17 protein-coding genes are annotated in these 20,340 nt (G+C 40.0%); 14 read left to right on the plus strand and 3 right to left on the minus strand.

Going from position 1 to position 20,340, the window contains the following annotated elements:
* Positions 1–12: 12 nt before the first annotated feature.
* The 5 genes from ACP8HI_RS02975 to ACP8HI_RS02995 all read left to right on the plus strand — a co-directional run bounded on the left by ACP8HI_RS02975 (position 13) and on the right by ACP8HI_RS02995 (position 4,529).
* On the plus strand, positions 13–984 hold the full coding sequence (locus tag ACP8HI_RS02975) for a DUF4430 domain-containing protein (RefSeq protein ID WP_438349655.1): 972 nt from the start codon (positions 13–15) through the stop codon (positions 982–984).
* Positions 984–1,874, plus strand: coding sequence for an energy-coupling factor transporter transmembrane component T (locus tag ACP8HI_RS02980; RefSeq protein WP_438349656.1), 891 nt, complete (start codon positions 984–986; stop codon positions 1,872–1,874). Before ACP8HI_RS02975 ends, ACP8HI_RS02980 begins: the two co-directional genes overlap by 1 nt.
* Positions 1,847–3,517: an ABC transporter ATP-binding protein gene (locus ACP8HI_RS02985; RefSeq protein WP_438349657.1), complete on the plus strand. Its 1,671-nt coding sequence runs from the start codon at positions 1,847–1,849 to the stop codon at positions 3,515–3,517. The genes ACP8HI_RS02980 and ACP8HI_RS02985 overlap by 28 nt, the downstream gene beginning before the upstream one ends.
* Positions 3,499–4,227, plus strand: a complete 729-nt coding sequence (locus ACP8HI_RS02990) for an ECF transporter S component (RefSeq protein ID WP_438349658.1) — start codon at positions 3,499–3,501, stop codon at positions 4,225–4,227. Before ACP8HI_RS02985 ends, ACP8HI_RS02990 begins: the two co-directional genes overlap by 19 nt.
* A 146-nt stretch (positions 4,228–4,373) precedes the next feature.
* Entirely contained in the window at positions 4,374–4,529 is a 156-nt protein-coding gene (locus ACP8HI_RS02995; protein ID WP_438349659.1) for a hypothetical protein, read from the plus strand.
* Between the two features lie 501 nt (positions 4,530–5,030).
* Here ACP8HI_RS02995 and ACP8HI_RS03000 read toward each other — a convergent pair.
* Together ACP8HI_RS03000 and ACP8HI_RS03005 are read right to left on the minus strand one after the other, a co-directional pair.
* Entirely contained in the window at positions 5,031–5,873 is an 843-nt protein-coding gene (locus tag ACP8HI_RS03000; protein ID WP_438349660.1) for a sugar phosphate isomerase/epimerase family protein, read from the minus strand.
* A 38-nt stretch (positions 5,874–5,911) separates the two neighbouring features.
* Positions 5,912–6,604, minus strand: coding sequence for a rhamnogalacturonan acetylesterase (locus ACP8HI_RS03005; RefSeq protein ID WP_438349661.1), 693 nt, complete (start codon positions 6,602–6,604; stop codon positions 5,912–5,914).
* Between the two features lie 373 nt (positions 6,605–6,977).
* Here ACP8HI_RS03005 and ACP8HI_RS03010 point away from each other — a divergent pair, with 373 nt between their 5' ends.
* Entirely contained in the window at positions 6,978–9,227 is a 2,250-nt protein-coding gene (locus tag ACP8HI_RS03010) for an AraC family transcriptional regulator (RefSeq protein WP_438349662.1), read from the plus strand.
* A gap of 195 nt (positions 9,228–9,422) precedes the next feature.
* On the opposite strand, the gene ACP8HI_RS03015 is transcribed toward ACP8HI_RS03010, so the two are convergent.
* Positions 9,423–10,331 carry a carbohydrate ABC transporter permease gene (locus tag ACP8HI_RS03015; RefSeq protein WP_438349663.1) on the minus strand — a complete coding sequence of 303 codons (909 nt, stop codon included), beginning with the start codon at positions 10,329–10,331 and terminating at the stop codon, positions 9,423–9,425.
* Positions 10,332–10,633: 302 nt separating this feature from the next.
* Here ACP8HI_RS03015 and ACP8HI_RS03020 point away from each other — a divergent pair, with 302 nt between their 5' ends.
* From ACP8HI_RS03020 to ACP8HI_RS03055, 8 genes are all read left to right on the plus strand, one after another.
* A complete protein-coding gene (locus ACP8HI_RS03020) occupies positions 10,634–11,599 on the plus strand; it encodes an ABC transporter permease (RefSeq protein ID WP_438349664.1) in 966 nt (321 codons plus the stop codon).
* 34 nt (positions 11,600–11,633) lie between these two features.
* The gene (locus tag ACP8HI_RS03025) at positions 11,634–13,175 is read left to right on the plus strand and encodes an extracellular solute-binding protein (protein WP_438349665.1); all 1,542 of its coding nucleotides are present in this window, start codon (positions 11,634–11,636) and stop codon (positions 13,173–13,175) included.
* 79 nt (positions 13,176–13,254) lie between these two features.
* On the plus strand, positions 13,255–14,169 hold the full coding sequence (locus ACP8HI_RS03030; protein ID WP_438349666.1) for a pectinesterase family protein: 915 nt from the start codon (positions 13,255–13,257) through the stop codon (positions 14,167–14,169).
* Positions 14,166–15,278, plus strand: a complete 1,113-nt coding sequence (locus ACP8HI_RS03035; RefSeq protein ID WP_438349667.1) for a glycoside hydrolase family 88/105 protein — start codon at positions 14,166–14,168, stop codon at positions 15,276–15,278. Before ACP8HI_RS03030 ends, ACP8HI_RS03035 begins: the two co-directional genes overlap by 4 nt.
* A 30-nt stretch (positions 15,279–15,308) precedes the next feature.
* Positions 15,309–16,670, plus strand: coding sequence for a glycoside hydrolase family 28 protein (locus ACP8HI_RS03040; protein ID WP_438349668.1), 1,362 nt, complete (start codon positions 15,309–15,311; stop codon positions 16,668–16,670).
* 16 nt (positions 16,671–16,686) lie between these two features.
* A complete protein-coding gene (locus tag ACP8HI_RS03045) occupies positions 16,687–17,571 on the plus strand; it encodes a dienelactone hydrolase family protein (RefSeq protein ID WP_438351688.1) in 885 nt (294 codons plus the stop codon).
* A gap of 31 nt (positions 17,572–17,602) precedes the next feature.
* Positions 17,603–18,559, plus strand: a complete 957-nt coding sequence (locus tag ACP8HI_RS03050; protein WP_438351689.1) for a pectinesterase family protein — start codon at positions 17,603–17,605, stop codon at positions 18,557–18,559.
* A gap of 17 nt (positions 18,560–18,576) precedes the next feature.
* Positions 18,577–20,166, plus strand: a complete 1,590-nt coding sequence (locus tag ACP8HI_RS03055) for a glycoside hydrolase family 43 protein (protein ID WP_438349669.1) — start codon at positions 18,577–18,579, stop codon at positions 20,164–20,166.
* The last annotated feature ends 174 nt before the right edge of the window (positions 20,167–20,340 follow it).

A 20,340-nucleotide genomic window follows, 5' to 3' on the forward strand; every position in this document is an offset into this window, starting at 1 on the left:
GGGAATTAGCAAATGAATAACAAAAGATGGTTAACAGCTTTATTGATCATAAGCGTACTGGCTATCGCATTCTTTTGGGGTGGGGATGTTCAGAAGAACTCGACGAAGCTTGTTGAAGTTAACTCTGAGACTGAGGTTGGAGGTATAAGCGAGGTAGCTTCTCCTCAAAATATGGAGTCCCAGCTAGACGAAGAGGCTAATAGTCCAGCGGATACAATAACAACAATAGAATCGGATGGAAACGCAACGAAGCTAGAAACAGAAGATTCACAGGACTTACCTAAGTCAGAAGATACACCAGCAGAAATAGAAAAATTAGCTGAAAAAATAGAAAAAGAGGAAACGAAAACTACGCTAGAAACAGAAAAAGCAGTAGAGACAGACAAACCAGTAAGTAAAGTAGAAGAGTCAGAAAAGGCCGTCTCAAAACAGCCTGCAGTGACTCCGAAACCAAAAGTAGATAATCAGGAAACTAAAAAAGACAAGTATTTGACCGATCCCATACCGAAGGGGAAACCTAAACCTGTGGAGTGGCAGGATGCAACGATAAACAAAAGTGAAGAATTAACCATCACCTTGTCTGTATCAGCAAAAACGATCTTGAATAATATGGATCAATTTAATAAGGATAAGCTTGAAGTACTGCCAGCGGACGGGATTATTTATAAAGCCCAAACGGTAACCTTTTATGAGGGAGAGTCCGTGTTTGATGTGTTACTAAGAGAGATGAAGAACAATAAAATTCATATGGAATTCTCGATGACACCGATCTACAACAGTAATTATATTGAAGGTATTAACAATCTATATGAATTCGACTGTGGAGAATTGAGCGGTTGGATGTATAAGGTCAATGGATGGTTTCCCAACTACGGCAGTAGTCGTTATGTACTCAAAGACGGGGATATCGTGGACTGGGTATACACATGTGATTTAGGTCGAGATATAGGTGGAGATACGGTAGTAACGGGGGCCGGGCAGTAATGAGAGATTCTTTTACTACCTTTCATCCGATTATTAATTTCGGTTATTTCGTCATGGTGTTGGTGTTTAGTATGGTGTTTATGCATCCGATCTTTCAAGTTATTGCCCTTATCAGCGCGGTTGTTTATTCCGTTATGTTAAAAGGAAAACGTGCTATGATATTTAATTTACTATATATGTTACCGCTACTATTGTTCATGGCAGCTATGAATCCTGTTTTTAATCATGCGGGTATTACGATTCTGTTCTATCTAAACAATGGGAACCCCATTACGCTTGAATCGATTCTTTTTGGAGTGGCAGCAGCGTGTATGTTTGTGACAGTTATTATATGGTTCTCTTGTTATAACGTCGTGATGACTTCAGATAAGTTTATTTATATTTTCGGGAAAATACTACCTGCATTATCATTGATCTTTTCAATGGTTCTTCGATTCGTACCGAGGTATATAACACAAATAAAGGTGATCTCCAATGCTCAGAAATGTATAGGCAGAGATGTGTCTCAGGGGAAATTACTAGAGAGGGCTCGGAATGGGATTACCATTCTCTCTATAATGACCACTTGGGCATTGGAAAATGCTATCGAAACGGCTGATTCGATGAAATCAAGAGGTTATGGACTGCCAAACCGCACGAGCTTTTCTATCTTCCGGTTTGATAGCCGGGATACAGTAGTACTCATCATCATGATGGGATTAATTACAATGATCTTGATAGGCGCAGCAATGGGTGAGAATACGATACGATTCTTTCCTTCCATTAAAGCGTTAGCAATGACGCCGTTTAGTGTGGCTGTATATATCGCCTATTCTGTTCTATGCATGATACCTGTGATCATCAATGCGGTGGAGGCAATGAAATGGAAACTTATACAATCGAAGAACTAAGCTTTAGTTATCCTGGACAAGAAACAGCGGTCCTCTCCGCTATTAATCTTACGATAAATAGTGGAGAGTTCATTACGATATGCGGGAGGTCAGGCTGTGGGAAAAGTACATTACTTAGGCATCTCAAAACGATACTTACGCCACACGGCAAACGTAATGGACGTATATCGTTCAACGGTCAACCGATAGAGGATCTGGACCAACGCACACAGGCCGCAGAAATAGGATTTGTACTCCAAAATCCTGACAATCAAATTGTGACAGACAAGGTATGGCACGAGCTAGCATTCGGACTGGAGAGTTTAGGTTATGATCAGAGTACCATTCGTTTACGCGTAGCTGAAATGGCAAGTTTTTTTGGAATCCAAACCTGGTTTCACAAAAATGTGTCAGATCTTTCTGGAGGTCAGAAACAACTTCTAAATTTGGCATCGATTATGGCGATGCATCCATCGGTTTTAATTTTGGATGAGCCAACGTCTCAATTAGATCCGATTGCAGCTGCTGATTTTTTAGAAACGGTGAAAAAAATAAATCGGGATCTAGGGACAACCATTATTATGACAGAGCATCGTCTGGAGGATATATTGCCGATCTCTGATCGTCTCATTGTCATGGAAGCGGGAGTGATCATCGCAGATGATTCACCTCATCACGTTGGAGAAATATTAAGTGCTATGAATCATCCTATGTTCTGTGCGATGCCGACACCGATGCAGATTTATGCTGGCGTGGATAATGATTTGTCCTGTCCTATTACAGTGAAGGAGGGACGGCAATGGCTGAATGCTTTCCTTCATAATAAAACAGCGACCCAATGGGTTGATGCGAAGGAAACTTCCGATGTATCCAGTCCTATTGCTATAAAGTTCAAAGATGTGTGGTTTAAATATGATAAGAGCGGACCCGATACTATCAAAGATTTGTCGTTTGAAGTGAGGGAGGGTCAGTTCTATTGTATCGTTGGTGGGAATGGAACAGGGAAGACATCGACCCTATCTCTTATTAGCGGAATTCTCCAGCCATATAGAGGGAAAGTTCTAATCGGTGGTAAAAACCCGGCCTCAATGAAATCAAAAGAACTTTTTACGAACAATCTAGGCATCCTTCCGCAAAATCCTCAAACATTATTTGTGAAAAAAACAGTAGAACAAGATTTATACGAAATGTTATCACATGTGGATTTAACTGCAGAAGAAAAAGCGGGTAAAGTTGATGCCGTGGTCAAGTTTGCTGAACTCGAACATTTACTCTCTATGCATCCATATGACTTGAGTGGTGGAGAGCAGCAGCGAGCGGCGTTGGCCAAGGTTCTTTTACTAGAGCCGAAGATCTTGCTACTTGATGAGCCAACCAAAGGACTGGATGGGTTCTTCAAGGAAAAGCTTGCCGCATTTCTGAAGAAGCTACAATCTGAAGGGGTTACGATTGTGATGGTCTCGCACGATATTGAGTTTTGTGCCAAGTATGCAGAAGTTTGTGCGATGTTCTTTGATGGAAGTATCATTACTTCGAATGCTACGAAACCATTTTTCTCAGGAAATAGCTTTTATACGACGGCTGCCAATCGTATGGTACGTCATATATGGCGTGATGGAGTAACGATAGAGGATGTGATTGAACGATGTCAGAGAAGCAGCTAGTGGTTAATCGTTTGAGTCGTCGAACATGGCTAGCAGCGGTACTTATCTTCCTAGTCATTCCTACTACGATGATGATAGGAGTGTTCGTATTAAATGATCGGAAATATTACTTTATAAGCCTATTAATCGTACTGTATACGATGATTCCTTTCGCTATGGTGTTTGAGAAGAGAAAGCCACAGGCGCGAGAGTTAATCGTGATCGCTGTATTAACAGCCATTGCGGTGGCAGGACGAGGAGCATTCTTCATGTTGCCGCAGTTTAAGCCCGTGGTTGCCATTGTCATTATCGCAGGTGTGAGCTTAGGTGCAGAGGCGGGCTTTCTTGTAGGAGCCATTACGGGATTTGTATCTAACTTTTTCTTTGGGCAAGGTCCTTGGACACCTTGGCAAATGTTCTGTTTTGGCATTATTGGTTTTGTGGCAGGCATTTTATTTGAAAAGGGTCTGCTTAAAAAGACAAAGCTTTCCCTGTGTATATTTGGAGGATTAGCGACATTGTTTATTTACGGTGGAATTATTAATATAGGCTCATTGTTGATGTTCACCTCACACTTCTCATGGGAGGCATTGCTTGCCACCTATATTTCAGGTTTTTGGTTCGATATGGTGCATGCCATTGCCACGGTCGTGTTCCTCTTCTTCATCTCCCAGCCCATGATTGAAAAATTGGATCGGATCAAAATGAAGTATGGGTTAATAGATCCGTAGTTCCGTAGTTCGATTCGTTCCTCCTAGGCTCCAGCATATTTAGCAGACTAAACCTGCTTAGAGATCACTAAGAAAAACACCTTGCGGCGTCCTTGGTTGAGGAGTTTATGTAGTGGATTAGTAGAAATGAACTGCGGAAAGAGCGAGTGTTTAAGGACCATGAAAAAGCTACGAGCGTGGGTGGGAAGGGAACTTATGCTTCCGATGCTAGCGATACTCTGTATCGCTTTGAGCTATGGGCTACATCAGCTGTTAAAGTCGTGTTCCTTGATTTATTCTTAAAAGATGAAACACGACTTTAAAGGCGGAGCGTAAACTTTTCGCTCCATATCCATTCCCTTCTCTTATTCTATTCTGAGCCTTCTGTTACTCTACTCCGAGCCTTCTGTTACTTCCAGATCTATTGCTAACCGATCTTCGATCCGGTAGATATAACCATGCACTCCTTTATAATTCTTGTTTCGCCAACTATCGTAGTTGCATTATGTACACTTATTTAGCAGGAAAGATAGCGATAGTGGAAAACAGTTGCATAATGTACAGTTACTTTGCTGGTAACGATGAATTGTGGCTGTTTACTCGTATCTAGATGTAGGTTGTGCAACTATAATGAGTCTTCGGACAATTCACCCGAATTTAGTTGTACTTTATGCAACTGCTGGCGATGAGTGCGAGGAATAAAGGTCTCTTTGACATGTATCTTATCACTATGTACCCCCACTTTCTACTATGTTAAAAAAGTCTACACAGATTCGTGTAGACTTTTTTTGTTGATAATTTAATGAGTTGCGACTGATTTATCATTATACTTCCTCATAAACTCGATTTAAAAAGGCTATACTTTCTTCCAAATATTCTTCAGTGGTACTTTCTAATATACCCTGAATATGCGGGCGTTGGTGTTTCATATAGCGAAGGATAGGCTCAAACTGAAGCCAACCCTGGCCGACAGGGACAATTTGGATTCGTCCATCCTCAACTATAAAGTCTTTCAAGTGAATGACGGCAATCCGATTTCCTAGAAGTTCGAAAGCTTCTGCAACGACGGATTCCTGTTGTGAGTAATTAGTAGGCGACATAAGATTTGCACAATCTAGAATCACTTGAAGATTATTGGAAGGAACAAGATCAAGTAGCCGTCGTGTCAATGGTGCCGTGTACAGCGGATGATGTAATCCAGCTTCAATACCCACGGTCACACCAAAGCGTTCGGCTTCCGCCACCATTGCTTTTACGGAAGTAACAACCTCTTGAAAAGCTTCTTCTGTAAAGTTGTCCGTTGTATAGCCTTGCCCAACACTACCGGTCTCTGTGCCTACTAGACTAGCTCCGAAGTCTCTGGCTAGGCGAAGATGAGTACTGAATTCAGATAGAGCCTGTGATCGCTTTTGTGGGTCAGTATCCACAATGTTGACGTAGCAGCCGAGAACGGCTATTTGGATGCCGGCTCGTCTGAATGCATTACCATAGTAACTGGCCGTTCCTGGACTAATAGCTTCTAGACTCGGAGCGCTTTTAGGAAATGACTTTTTTAGAGCAAATTGAATATGTGACAAGTTATACTGTTGTATCTTTCCAATCAAGTCCTCTAATGGAATTTGTCCGAAATCATGCGCTCGTATACCTAGATGAAGGGGGGTTGTCATATGATTACTCCTCTTTAATTAATGTGATATGAATCGGATTATTGCAATAGTTCCTTTAACTCTAGTAAAGGTAAGTCAGTGGATTGTTCAATCGCATGTACTACAAGCTTGGTGATTTGCCGAGCACCTTCTTCAGAGAAATGAGTGTTGTCCTCAACACCTGATGGGTAATTTGGATGTGCACCTTTAGGTAAATGCATAAATAGTTTCATGGATTCTTCATCACCTAGTGTATCGTATAGCTGTTGCGAAGCTTCGAATATATCGAGTAGTGGTGTCTGTGTCTCTTCGGCTACTAGTCTCATCGCTGCTGGATAAGGACCTACAGCAAGTGGGTCGGGCTTACCCTCTGTGGTGAATAGACGACGGCTACAAGATGTCAACAGCACGGGAGTTCCACCACGCTGCCGAGCAGATTCAATATATTGAATTAAGTTATGACGATATTCTGTATCAGGATGGGTATAGCGAGATGGATCTTCTTTCTTTTCGTCATTGTGTCCAAATTGTATGAAAAGGTAATCGCCAGCTTGAAAGTCTTGTTCAATAGCAGCCAAGCGACCATCTGCTAGAAAAGATTTGGTACTTCGGCCGTTGATAGCTCGATTCTCCACTTTAATAGATTTACCATAATAACTTTGGAGGAATTCTCCCCAGCCGGTCATAGGTTTTTCGCTTGCCCCTTTAATAGCCGCAGTAGAATCTCCAGCAATAAACAGTGTATGTGTCATTTGTTCTCCTTCTTTAGCATTATTTTGCACACGTTAACATTTATCTCTTGTATAAAGTATATTTCATCAGTATTTCGTAATATTGTTAACGGTTTCATTTTAATAAGTACCCATTTTTAAGTCAAGGATTAAAATGGAATGCACATATGAAACACCTAACATGTCGAGGGTTAGTGATTATGTTATTATGTTATTATGATATTATAGATTGACATTGAAGAAGATTGGTTAACAATCGATTTTATTAGGAAAACGTATTCGATTAGATAGGTTCGTATCTGTCATGAAAGTTAATGCACACGTTAAATGATTGGTTTTGATTCATGAAAGCGCTATAATATATAAAGTGGATATGAATTAAAGGGGCTGCAACATGAAAAGAGGAAAAATGTTCTATAGAATCTTTATTCCGATTTTAGTTTTAGCAATAGGACTGGTAGCTAGTTTTGGAAGTTACATCTACTTGAGTACAATAAATTCAGTTATTGACAGATTCTCTAGTAGTAAACAAAGTTATATTGAACAGATAAAGAATAATATGGAGAATAAAATTCAAGGCATTGAATATGCCTTCAATACGTACAGTACTACCAGTTCATTTCAAGACGTAGTTAAGAATCCCATTACGGTACAGGATTTCATAGCTTATCGAGATGTAAATACACAGCTTAATTATATTGCCTCGATGGCATTAGAAGGGACAGAGTATTCCCTGATTAGTCTAGTGCAGAATTGGCAAATCTCTAATGGAACTCTATCTTACTTAACGGTAAGTGAACGGGAGAATTTGATTGAAGCCTATATTGCCAATAAGGATCAAGGGCTATTCTGGATCAAGACAGATAAGGGTATACGCTTTGTGAACACCTTACCTGTATTCTCCAAGAATAAACAAGCCATTGCACTGTCGGATATCTCGCTACAAACATTGGATCGTACTATCAAAACAGGAGAAAATACGACAGTCTATATTCTGAACAAACAAGGCGATTTGATGTATGAATCTGATCCAGACAAAAAAATGTTCACCGACGAACAGCTCCAACAAATCTCCGAGAGTATTGGATCAGAGAATGATACAGGAATGGTCACACAGGAAAATGTGGATCATCAATCTACTCAGTTTATTTATGCTAAATCTAAATATAACAATTGGATCTATCTTACTATATTAGATCAGAAGGAAATTGCTAAATCGTTGAAAATAACCAAATATGGGTTATCTACGATGGGACTCGTGTTAATGATATTTATTGTGGTGATAGCTTATGTAATATCTATTTTCTTTACGAAGCCAATCCTACAAATTAAACGTAGTCTACCTAAAGATCCGCAGTCTGATTCTAATCCTAGAAATGAAATTGAATGGATTATGGATTCAATCGATATGATTCTAACAGAGAAAGAATCTCTGGAAAACCTAATTCAAGCTGAAATGCCACAACTTGAAACACAATTGATTCTAAACCTATTCCGAAATCGAATAACTTCGGAGGAAATAGTGCGTAAATTGCAACGTTTCGGGTATCAGGAGACAGAGAATCAATTGTATGTCACGATGTTGATTCAATTAGATAATTTCGGTAACCAAGAGTCTTCTGATAAAGATGTATTGTTACTAGCAATTAATAAAATTGTAGAAGATGTTGTTCCGAAGCAGCAACGGATGCTTCCTGTTATTTTAAACGACAATACTCAAGCAACCATATTGGTGTTTACAGGGAAGACTGAACAAGAGATGAGTAAGCAAACACTAGAATATGCTAAAGCGCTCCTAAGGGCAGTAAAAGAATATTTGCAATTATCTATTAGTATTGGCATTAGTGCAACATATGATAATTTAATGGAGAGTAAAAAGGCTGCTGAAATGAGTAAACAAGCTTTGCACCAACGTTTAAATTTAGGGAAAGAATCTATCATATTCTATGAAGATATTTCTATGGTGGTCTCAGGCCCAGTGTTGCTTCATTATCCTGCAGATCTAGAATCGCAGCTGTTTGATGGCATTCGCTTAGGAGACAAAGAACAGGTCAGCCAAGCTTTATATCCATTTCTAGCTGAAATGATGGGGAAAAATAAGAATTCAATGAACTTCGAAGTGATGTTAGTACGATTAGTCAATAACCTGATTCAATTAGAGCAACAATTAGGGATAAATGTACTACTGACGCAAGATAATCAGAAATTTTATCACACATTGTTGGATATCCGTAATCCAGAAGAGATTGAACGTATCTTGGTGGAACAAGTTATTTATCCAATGGTGGATAGCATGCAGGAGAAAACGAATAATCAATTCCGGGGTATTTCAGAAAAGATTATCTCCATTGTTAGTACTGAATTTGATCAAGAATTAACTTTAGAAATCATCGGGGAGCGACTTCACTATAATCCCAATTATTTAAGCAGAATCTTTAAAAAAGAATATGGGACTGTTTTTAGTGAGTATTTGAAGAACTACCGACTAGAAATAGCAAAGAAGTGGTTGACTGAGACCGATATGACTGTTAAAGAAATAGCTGAAAGATTACAATACAATAACTCGCAAAACTTTATCCGCTCATTTCGAAAGGAAGAGCATGTTACGCCTGGTATTTACCGCAAGATGCATGAAGGTGTATAGGGAGATAATTCACACCTTAAGTTAATAAAAAGGATTGTCCCATGAGCCATCTTGAATGGCTAGGGACAATCCTTTTTTTGAAATATAAGAAAGTATAAGTTTCACTTAATACTCTATTCCTTATAATTCCGCTGAAACGGGTGCCGTCTTTGAAAAAGGACGGCATTGCCGTTTCTACTTGTGTAGAGATAAAGATTATCCCTTGACCGCTCCCATCAATGCACCCTTATTGAAGTGTTTCTGTACGAAAGGATAGCATATGAGCATTGGAACGGTTGCTACGACGATAACAGCCATTTTGACCGTTTGTGCGGGTGGAATGATATCCACTGAAGTTCCTTCAGCTTGCATCCCACTGGAGACGATAACGATTTGACGAAGTAATACTTGAATCGTCCATTTGGATGAGTCTGTAAGATAGAGAATCGCTTGCGTATACGTATTCCAGTAAGCGACTGCGTAAAAGAGAGAGATGGTCGCTATGGATGGTAGCGCGAGCGGAAGCATTATTTTAAAGAAGGTACCTAAATCATTACAACCGTCAATCTTAGCTGATTCTTCTAATTCTTCCGGAAGAGCTTGGAAGAAGTTCCGCATAATAATCATATTGAAGGCGTTAATAGCAACAGGTAGAATCAGTGCCCAATAGGAATTGATAAGTCCGACACTCTTTACAACTAAGAAAGTAGGTATCATGCCACCGCTGAACAATAAAGAGAATACGACTATAAAGTTGATAGTAACTCTACCTGGAAGGTACTTTCTTGATAATCCATAGGCCATCGTGGACGTCAGGGCCATACTAACGATTGTTCCAACTGCGGTAGTGCCAATCGAAACTGCAAGTCCTTTAAAGATAGTTGAAGTTGACAGGATGTACTTATAAGCATCCAGTGAAAATGTTCTTGGAAACAGCATGAACCTTCTCTCGATCATTTCTTGTGTGGAAGAAAAAGAACTAGCGATAATATTAATAAACGGCAATAGACAGGCCAGAGCAAGTAGTAGCAATATAAGGTTATTTGCTATTGCGAAAAGACGGCTGGCAAGGGACTCAGTGTTGTTGGATATCTTTATCTCGGTTTTTTTGGATTTCTCTATCATGTATGTTCCTCCTCTTAATTGATGTTACCCTTAAATTGTAACAAGAGTGTCGCATTACGTGAATAATCCGGTCATGTCTTATTCATCTTTTATCTATAGAATGGATGGAAGCATCTTGAAATCTGTGAGTAATCATTTCTTGTTGAATGGTCTTTAAATGAGTTTGATAGGCGAAGATCGCAGTGTTTACGCGGAAATGCAATCGCTGTCATGTAATGATTATATACGTAATGCAATAAATTATTTAATCTGAGAGAACAAACAACGAAAGCAAACAACGATTAGGTAGAGGAGGATGAGAAGTGAAGAGTTCCACTGTAACCGCAACCAATATAAATTTAGAGAAATTGGAAAAGGGGAAAATATCAACAGCTATTGCAAATTTAAAGAAATATAAATTGCTGTATCTTATGATACTTCCCGGATTAGTGTACTTCATTATATTTAAGTATTTGCCAATGGCGGGATTGGTCATTTCGTTTCAAGACTATCAACCATATCTAGGTATCACAGGAAGCGAGTGGGTAGGGTTTAAGCATTTCATTCGATTGTTTACGGAACCAACCTTTATTATGTTGTTACGTAATACATTGATACTGTTTGGAATGAATATATTATTTTTCTTCCCATTACCTATTATTGTGGCGTTAATGTTAAATGAGGTAACAAACCGTTTCTTTAAAAATATGATTCAAACGATTATTTACATTCCACACTTTATGTCATGGGTTATCATCGTTTCCATCACTTATGTGTTCCTATCATTAGACGGTGGAGTAGTCAATGAATTGATAGCTTCTATGGGAGGAGAAAAGATTGGCTTCTTAACTTCACCAGAGTGGCTAAGGACGATGTATATCGGACAAATCATTTGGAAGGAACTTGGGTGGTCAACCATTATTTATCTAGCTGCTGTTACTACAGTAGATCTAACTCTTTATGAAGCAGCAGGAATGGATGGTGCAGGACGCTTAAGAAAAATGTGGCACGTGACACTACCGGCAATTCGGCCAGTTATCATTACGTTGCTAATATTGAAGATTGGTAGCACATTAGATCTTGGTTTTGAGCATATGTTCTTGCTCCTAAATTCATTAAACCGCGAAGTTGCTGAAATATTTGATACTTATATTTACACAGCAGGTTTAAAAAATGGTCAGTTAAGTTTCAGTACGACAATGGGAATGTTCAAAGGGGTGGTTGGTCTAGTCCTAGTCGTTGCAGCTAACAAATTTGCTAGAAAAATTGGGGAAGATGGCGTGTACTAAGATCGACAATAAAAAATAGCGAAGGGGAATTAAAATGAAAAAAAAGTTTATGAGTTCGGTGCTTGTTCTTTCCTTGATGGGTTCAATGCTGGCAGCATGTGGAGGAGGAAGTGGAAACACAGCACAAAATAACAGTGGCGGTACAACAACGGGTAGCGGCAATGCTCCAGCTGTAGTGGAAACTGCTAAGCCACTTGAATTTACTTGGTTACATATCCTGCATACGGCATCACCTCCAACGGATGTAATTAAGAAAAAAATTGAGGAATATACGAATACTAAGATTACCTTCAATTGGGTGCCAGATGCTTCCAAAGAGGAGCGTATTACAACATCACTTGCTTCAGGTCAGCTAGCAGATATCGTTACTCTAACGATGATGACGAATTCATCTGTTAGAAACTCATTGAAATCCGGAATGTTCTGGGATGTAGGTCCGTATATTGATGACTACGAGAATTTGAAGAAGATACCAGAAGGAGTAAGAAATGCAGCTTCCATAGAAGGGGTTCTATATGGCGTACCTTTCCAGAAGAACTTGGCACGTTCAGGTCTTATCATCCGTAAAGACTGGCTAGATAAGTTGGGTCTACCTGAACCAACAACATTGGATGAACTCTACGAAATAGCTAGAGCATTTACAGAGGATGACCCTGACGGTAATGGCAAAAATGATACAGCAGGTTTTGGTGATAGATCAGATCTAAGATACAGTAGTTTTAAAACACTTAGTTCTTATTTCGGAACACCGAATGGTTGGGCAGTAGATGAGAATGGCAAGTTTACTCCTGAATTCGATACACCACAATATTTAGAAACTCTTAACTACTCCAAGAAGTTATATGAGAATAAGTATTTGGCTCAAGATTTCGCGGTAACTGCTAAAACGGACCAACAGGCACAATTCGCACAAGGTAAAACCGGTATTTACACAGGTATGGTTGACATTGCCAACCTACAGAATTTAGCACAAGGATTGCAAGAGGGTATGGATTTAATCCCTGTTAATAAGATTTCTAATGGTGATGGACAATATCGTATCTGGTCTGAAGGCGGCGGAGTCGGTGGATTGTTAGCATTCCCTAAATCAGATGTTAAAACAGAAGTAGAACTGAAAGCATTGCTACAATTCGTAAATGATTTGATTGATGAAGAAGTATTTATGTATATGACAGGTGGTATTGAAGGAACTCACTATGAATTCGATGCTACGGGAGCCTTCAAAATTATAAATCAAAAATTATGGGAAGCGGATGTACAGCCTTTCTCTAGCTCTAGACCAAGTGAAGTTACCTATGATTTGCAGGATTCCAATCCTAAGAAACAACTGGCTAATGAATTGATCAGAGAAAATGATAAGTTTGCAATATTTGATCCAACTGTTCCATTGGATTCAGCTACTTCCAATGAAAAAGGTACTGAATTAGCGAAAATCATCACAGATGCTTCATTCAAATACATCATGGGCCAAGCTACTGAAGATGACTTCAAAAAAGCAGTAGAATCTTGGAAGAAAAATGGTGGATCCGCGATTACGGCTGAATATGAAGAAGCTTATAAAAAATCACAAAAGTAAATAGTTATTAAGCTGATCCCACCTTATGGTGGGGTCACTTTTAACAATTGGTTAGCGAAAACAACTTAAAGGTGAATCTATGAAGAACATGATAAAGGTAAGTCAGCAGGGAAACGGTGATTTCAGAACGATCCAAGCAGCGATAAATAGTATTCCGAATCATTCCACAGAGGAAATAATGGTCACTATTGAATCAGGTGTATATAAGGAAAAACTTAAGATTAATAAACCCAACCTGCATCTATTCGGAGAGGGAGACGTAAAGATTACTTTTGATGATTATTCCCCGAAACTTAATCAGTTAGGTGTTCCTATGGGGACCTTTGCTTCGAGTAGTACTTATATTACAGCTGACAATATTAAAGTTCACAATATTACTTTTGAGAACTCAGCAGGTGAAAGTGACAAGGTAGCTCAAGCAGTTGCATTATATGTAGATGCAGATAAGGTTTCATTTAAGAATTGTACTTTTATATCAGCGCAAGATACGTTGTATTTAGGAAGGCCTAAGGAAGAACTTAGCAACATAAGTGGGCGGAACTACTTTGAGAATTGTCGGATTGTTGGAGATATCGATTTCATCTTCGGTTCAGCAACGGCATTCTTTCATAAATGTGAAATCGTAAGTATTGATCAAGGGAAGAAGATTAATGGATATATTACCGCCGCAGCCACACCGATGGATAAAGAAATAGGGTTTGTTTTTCATAGATGCAAATTAATAAGTGAAGCCGATAAGAATACCGTCTTTCTAGGAAGACCATGGCGAGATTATGCTAGAACCGTATTTATTGATTGTTGGATGGATAAACATATTCATCAAGAAGGATGGAATGACTGGGATAAAGTCTCTGCGGAGACAACCGTATATTATGGAGAGTTAGGTTCGGTAGGGCCAGGAGCAAGCTCAACTACACGTGTGGCTTGGGCGCAACAATTGGATGACAAGGATTTTGTAAATGATAAAAATATATGTTGGAGGGGATTTACATGAATAAACAATGGGCGATCCAAACAGCCGATTCCATCATGGAACGTACACCGAAACTATACGAAGACAAAGGGAAAAAGGGTAAATGGTCATATGATTATGGCGTGATACTCAAAGGATTCGAGTTGCTGTTCAAGCAAACGGGAGATCGTAAATATTTGCAGTTCATTCAAGACAATATGGACTATTTCATTCAAGAAGATGGCAGCATTCAAGGTTATCGTCTTGACGAGTACAATATCGATCACATTAATAATGGGAAATTGTTATTCCTTCTATATAAAGAAACCAAGCAAGATAAATACAAACAAGCAGCAACCTTGTTAAGAGGACAACTAAAAACACACCCTCGTACATCGGAAGGTGCATTTTGGCATAAGGAAATATATCCATATCAAATTTGGTTGGATGGTCTTTATATGGGAGCGCCTTTCTATCTGGAATACTTGTTGACGTTCGAAGAAGGACAAGGATTAGATGACGTGACGAAACAATTCATTCTTTGCGAGAAGCATACGAAGGATTCCGTTACAGGTCTGCTATACCATGCTTGGGATGAACAACGTGTTCAACTATGGTGTGATCCTACAACGGGACTATCCTCTAACTTTTGGGGGCGTTCATTAGGTTGGTATCTCATAGCGTTAGTGGACGTATTGGAAATATTACCGACTGAACATGCAGATTATCAAGAACTTGTACGTATTCTAAACGATACTTTAAGTGCATTGAAGAAGTACCAAGATGCGGAATCAGGAGTCTGGTATCAGGTGGTTAATCTTGGAGGACGCAAAGGGAATTATCTAGAGGCATCTGCTTCCAGCATGATTACCTATGCTATGGCTAAAGGGATTCGATTAGGAGTATTGGACACGAGCTGGGATGAAACGTTGGACTTGGCATTTAATGGATTGATCACAGAGTTTGTACTTGAAACGAAAGAAGGATGGGTAAATCTCAATAAAAACTGTGAAGTTGCTGGCTTAGGTGTAGGTGAGAAGCGTGACGGTAGCTTTGAGTATTATATTAGTGAACCGATCATTACTAACGATCAAAAGGGATTAGGTGCATTCCTGCAAGCTTGCGGTGAGTATGAACAATTAAGACGATAGAAAGGAATATAAACAATGGGTGAAGGGTGGATGAATATGTATAATATCTTAGACTACGGAGCGATTAGGAATAGTGGGACGCTTGCAACTGAGGCTATTGCGTCTGCAATTGAAGCGGCAAGTAACGCAGGTGGAGGGACGGTTCATATTCCCGCAGGTACTTTCCTAACCGGCGCTATTATTATGAAAAGTAATATTGAGTTGAATCTAAGTCCAGGTGCTACCCTTTCATTTAGTACGAATCCAGAGGATTATCCTGTCGTTGTATCTAGATGGGAAGGTGTCAAACAAGAGGTCTATGCTTCTTGTGTGTATGGCGAGAATTTGCATAATGTATCGATTACAGGAAGCGGAACTCTAGAGGGAAATGGTCAAGCATGGTGGGATTTATTCCGTAATAATCGGCAGAACCTACAGTATCCAAGACCGAAGCTAATCAGCTTCGATCGTTGTCAGCGGGTGACAATCAAAGATGTAACACTTAAGAATTCCCCAAGCTGGACCGTGAATCCGATCGCTTGTTATGATGTTACGATTGATAATGTGTCTATTCTTAATCCAGCTGATTCACCGAATACAGACGGTATCGATCCAGAATCCTGTTCTAATGTTCGTATTAGCAACTGCAATATTGATGTGGGTGATGATTGCATCGCTATAAAGGCAGGAACGGAAGATACAAAAGACCGGATTCCTTGCGAGAATATTACGATTACGAACTGTACGATGGTTCACGGACATGGTGCTGTCGTACTTGGAAGTGAAATGAGTGGAGATATTCGTAATGTTACAATTAGCAATTGTATTTTCAAACAAACCGATCGTGGTATCCGCATGAAATCAAGACGCGGACGCGGGGGGGTCGTTGAGGACATTCGTATCAGCAATATTGTGATGGAAGATGTGATTTGTCCATTTACGATGAACCTTTATTATTTCTGTGGGCCTCGTGGTAAAGAGAAATATGTGTGGGACAAGAATCCGTATCCGATTACAGAGGAAACACCTTGTTTCAGACGTATTCATTTCGCAAATATTACCGCACGTAATGTTCATGCCTCTGCGGGTTTCATATATGGACTTGCTGAGCAATATGTTTCAGAAGTTACGTTTACTAACATCGATATTTCAATGGCGCCAAACGGTACTCCGGGCCAACCTGATATGATGACAGGTCTTAAGGATATGAATAACCGAGGATTTTATTTAGGCAATGTGAGAGATGTCCAATTTCATCAGGTGACGATTGAGAACCATGAAGGACCTGCTTTTTACATTGAAAATGGAGAAGCCGTTGAAATTTTAAATTGTCATTCGAGGAATACAAGCAAGCCAGAAAAGCTTGTAGAACAAGTTACTGTATCACCTTCAGAGCAAAATGTTCCTGAGTAGGGGGTAGATTATGGGTATTGATAAATTGAAGCAATTGTTAGGTGATCTGCCCGTGGACAAGCCGATTACGGTGACGGTGCTGAAGCAAGAAGAGCGAGATGGTTATCGTCTCGAATCGCTCTTGCTGGATTTGAACGGCATTGAACAAGTACCTGCCTATGTAGCCATACCCTTGCAAGGCGAAGGCCCATTTCCTTTGGTTGTTTTCAATCATTCTCATGGGGGAGATTATACGAATGGGCGCAACGAATTTGTTCGTAGTAGTCCTTACTTGCAACAGCCATCATTCGTTAAGACCCTCACGGAAATGGGTTATGCAGCTTGTTGCATTGACATGTGGGGCTTCAATGAACGTGGTGGTAAAAAAGAGAGTGAACTAGTAAAGGAAATGTTGTGGCAGGGGCAAGTGATGTGGGGCATGATGCTGTATGACAATATTCGAATGGTGGATTATATGTGCCAGCGTGAGGACATTGAGTCGTCTCGAATTGCAACGATTGGTATGTCCATGGGCGGTTTGATGGCCTGGTGGCTAGCTGCATTAGATGAACGGGTTAAGGTCACCATCGACATTTGCGGACAAGTCGATGCCCATACCTTAATTGCCAAAAGGGGATTGGATCATCATGGTTTCTATTCTTATGTCCCCGGTTTGTTAAAGCATTATACAACACTGGATATTCAAAAACGTATTGTTCCTCGTCCGCGAATGAGTCTAGTAGGGAGAAACGACCGGATGTGTCCCATTGAAGGAGTAGAACATTTGGCTAAGGGGCTGTCCGAAGCTTACCAAGATGCAGGGAAGCTGGAACATTGGGAATCTGTCGTTGCTAGTGGCGGACATATGGAGACGCTAGAGATGCGGAGCAGGTGGCAGAATTTTTTAGCTAAACACCTATAACTTAAATGAAGGGAACATAAAACCAACTATGATTGTAGTAGGAAAAGAACCCTTGTGTGATTTTCACACGATTCAAGAAGCCGTTGATTCGCTAGAACAGCAATTTACAACCGAAGCGGAAACGTTAGTTATATTGTCCGGTGTCTATGAAGAAGAGGTGCGAATATATCGTTCGCATCTTACAATGATAGGCGTTGGGCATGTGGAGATTCGAATGAATCGATATGCCAAAGAACGGGATGAGACAGGAACAGAAATCGAAACCTTTGCAACTCCAACCTTATTCTTGGGAGGCAGTCATCTTGTCTTGGACAACCTCACTATTGTGAACTCATCGGGGCAAGGAAAAAATATTGGCCAGGCTATTGCAGTCTACGCTCACTGTGATGAAACGATGTTTAGAAATTGTACCTTCAAAGGCTATCAAGATACATTATTTACAGGTCCATTGCCACCCGCACCCAGAGAGCGATTAGAGTTTGGCGGAGTTCCTATACGGGAACATCATACACACTATCGTCAGCTATATCAGAATTGTTATATTGAGGGAACCGTGGATTTTATATTTGGTGGTGCAACGGCATATTTTGAACGATGTGAAATTCGTAGTTTACGACATTGTGAGAATGAAGCAGGTTATATTACAGCGGCATCTACACCCGAGGGTGCAGCACACGGTTATATTTTCAATCAATGTTTCTTAACAGCAGAACCTGATATTTCTCCGGTATTTCTGGGACGTCCTTGGCGTGAATATGCCAAGACTGCATTTGTGAATTGTCAGATGGGCGAATATATTCATCCACTCGGATGGGATCATTGGAATAATGCCGCTAATAAGAAAACGGTTTGCTATCAAGAATATGGCGTGAAGGACGCTGCTGCAGTACGTTTGCAACGTGTTCCATGGGCAGATTGTTTTGAAACAGTGGAAGTAGAATTGAGTAAGGAGTATGTTTTTGCTAATTCGAGTTTGGCAAATAAGTAGAAGGATTGGTGAGAGTTATGACTAATATGATCGAAAACCCGATATTAAGAGGGTTTAATCCAGATCCGTATATTATACGAGTCAAGGATATTTACTATATTCTAGTATCCTCGTTTGAATGGCTTCCAGGAGTAAGGGTGTATGAATCGAAGGACTTGGCTCATTGGGAGCATTGTACGGATATCTTAACTGATCAAGTTGATTTAAGAGGAAATGCGAAAAATTGTAGCATCTGGGCACCACAACTTAGCTATCACGATAACTTATTCCATCTAGTATATACAGATGTTAAAAGTACGAAACGTCCATTCAAAGACGCGCATAATTATCTCATCACTGCAGAATCGATTGAAGGACCATGGTCAGAACCCATTTACCTGAACAGTAGCGGGTTCGATCCTTCCTTATTTCATGATGATGATGATGGACGTAAGTGGGTACTGAATGCGCTGTGGGATTATCGTATTACGGAGGGTAATAAATCCAGTGGTATTGTCATGCAACAATATGATAGTAAACAACAACGAGTGATTGGCGATCCTGTTAAACTATTTGATTGTACACCATTAAAGAAAACAGAAGCACCTCATATTTACAAACAAAATGGTTATTATTATCTGATTACAGCAGAAGGTGGAACGGGTTCAGGACATGCGGTCACCGTAGCACGCTCCAAGGAACTATTAGGACCATATGAGGTTGACCCGCTAAATCCAATGCTTACTTCTAGTGATCATCCCGAGTTACCGCTACAATGTGCAGGACATGGCAGTCTCGTGCAGACGCCAGATGGGGAATGGTATATGGCACATTTGTGTACCCGTCCCATTGAAGGGAAGTATGCCATCCTAGGACGTGAGTCCGCCATACAGCAAGTGTACTGGAATGAAGAAGGTTGGTTGCGATTAACAGCAGGGGGCAATACACCACAATTGCAAGTTCCCGCACCTAAAGGGGTATCTGTGCAAGTACAACAACCGCGTCATATATTTGAAGATTCCTTCGAGGGTCCACAATTAAAGAAAACATGGAATTCGTTGCGGATACTGGCAGACGATAGTTGGTGTTCATTTACAGAGCGTCCCGGTTATCTTCGATTGGTGGCTGGAGAATCTATTCAAAGTCTCTTCCAACACCATATTGTTGCGATACGGCAAACGGATATGCGTTTTCGGGTTGAAACGGCTCTAGAGTATGATCCTAAAAGTTATTTGCAAATGGCAGGATTGTTGCTATATCTCAATGATGAGAATTACCTGTATGCGTACGTCAGTCATGAAGAGGGACAAGGAAAGGTATTACGGATGATGAGATGTGAGGAAAATTCGTTTACATTAGTACCTAAAGCGATAGCGATTAAAGATGATCTCCCTATTCATTTGGCAGTAGAGGTAAATGAAACACAAGCGCAATTTTATTACCATATTGGAGATGAATCGGTATGGGTGCCACTATTTGAAACTCAAAACATTAGTTTCTTATCAGGTGGATTTACTGGGAATTTTGTCGGTATTGCGGCTCATGATATGCAACAGTTTAAAGGGAGTTACGCTGATTTCGTTCACTTCCGTTATCAAGGAAACGATGATAGACCCTCTCAAGATTAAAGTTCCGAGGGCTCATGCGCAACCTATAAAAGCAAACCAACCCGAATGTCATTCCTTGAAAAGGAATGACATTCGGGTTTTTAGCTAATGTTCAACTTATAAGATATCTAGTGCATAATAGTAAAATAAGAAGTGAAAACTATGACCAAGATGTAACATTTGAATACAAGTTAA

It is taken from the genome of Paenibacillus sp. FA6 (assembly GCF_051550225.1).
Taxonomy (GTDB): Bacteria; Bacillota; Bacilli; order Paenibacillales; family Paenibacillaceae; genus Paenibacillus_AQ.

What these genes read in the sequence shown, in the direction of transcription:
- ACP8HI_RS02975 (WP_438349655.1), top strand. Translation starts at nt 13, where the DNA reads ATGAATAACAAAAGATGGTTAACAGCTTTATTGATCATAAGCGTACTG.
- ACP8HI_RS02980 (WP_438349656.1), top strand. Translation starts at nt 984, where the DNA reads ATGAGAGATTCTTTTACTACCTTTCATCCGATTATTAATTTCGGTTAT.
- ACP8HI_RS02985 (WP_438349657.1), top strand. Translation starts at nt 1,847, where the DNA reads ATGGAAACTTATACAATCGAAGAACTAAGCTTTAGTTATCCTGGACAA.
- ACP8HI_RS02990 (WP_438349658.1), top strand. Translation starts at nt 3,499, where the DNA reads ATGTCAGAGAAGCAGCTAGTGGTTAATCGTTTGAGTCGTCGAACATGG.
- ACP8HI_RS03000 (WP_438349660.1), bottom strand. Translation starts at nt 5,873, where the DNA reads ATGACAACCCCCCTTCATCTAGGTATACGAGCGCATGATTTCGGACAA.
- ACP8HI_RS03005 (WP_438349661.1), bottom strand. Translation starts at nt 6,604, where the DNA reads ATGACACATACACTGTTTATTGCTGGAGATTCTACTGCGGCTATTAAA.
- ACP8HI_RS03010 (WP_438349662.1), top strand. Translation starts at nt 6,978, where the DNA reads ATGAAAAGAGGAAAAATGTTCTATAGAATCTTTATTCCGATTTTAGTT.
- ACP8HI_RS03015 (WP_438349663.1), bottom strand. Translation starts at nt 10,331, where the DNA reads ATGATAGAGAAATCCAAAAAAACCGAGATAAAGATATCCAACAACACT.
- ACP8HI_RS03025 (WP_438349665.1), top strand. Translation starts at nt 11,634, where the DNA reads ATGAAAAAAAAGTTTATGAGTTCGGTGCTTGTTCTTTCCTTGATGGGT.
- ACP8HI_RS03030 (WP_438349666.1), top strand. Translation starts at nt 13,255, where the DNA reads ATGAAGAACATGATAAAGGTAAGTCAGCAGGGAAACGGTGATTTCAGA.
- ACP8HI_RS03035 (WP_438349667.1), top strand. Translation starts at nt 14,166, where the DNA reads ATGAATAAACAATGGGCGATCCAAACAGCCGATTCCATCATGGAACGT.
- ACP8HI_RS03040 (WP_438349668.1), top strand. Translation starts at nt 15,309, where the DNA reads ATGAATATGTATAATATCTTAGACTACGGAGCGATTAGGAATAGTGGG.
- ACP8HI_RS03055 (WP_438349669.1), top strand. Translation starts at nt 18,577, where the DNA reads ATGACTAATATGATCGAAAACCCGATATTAAGAGGGTTTAATCCAGAT.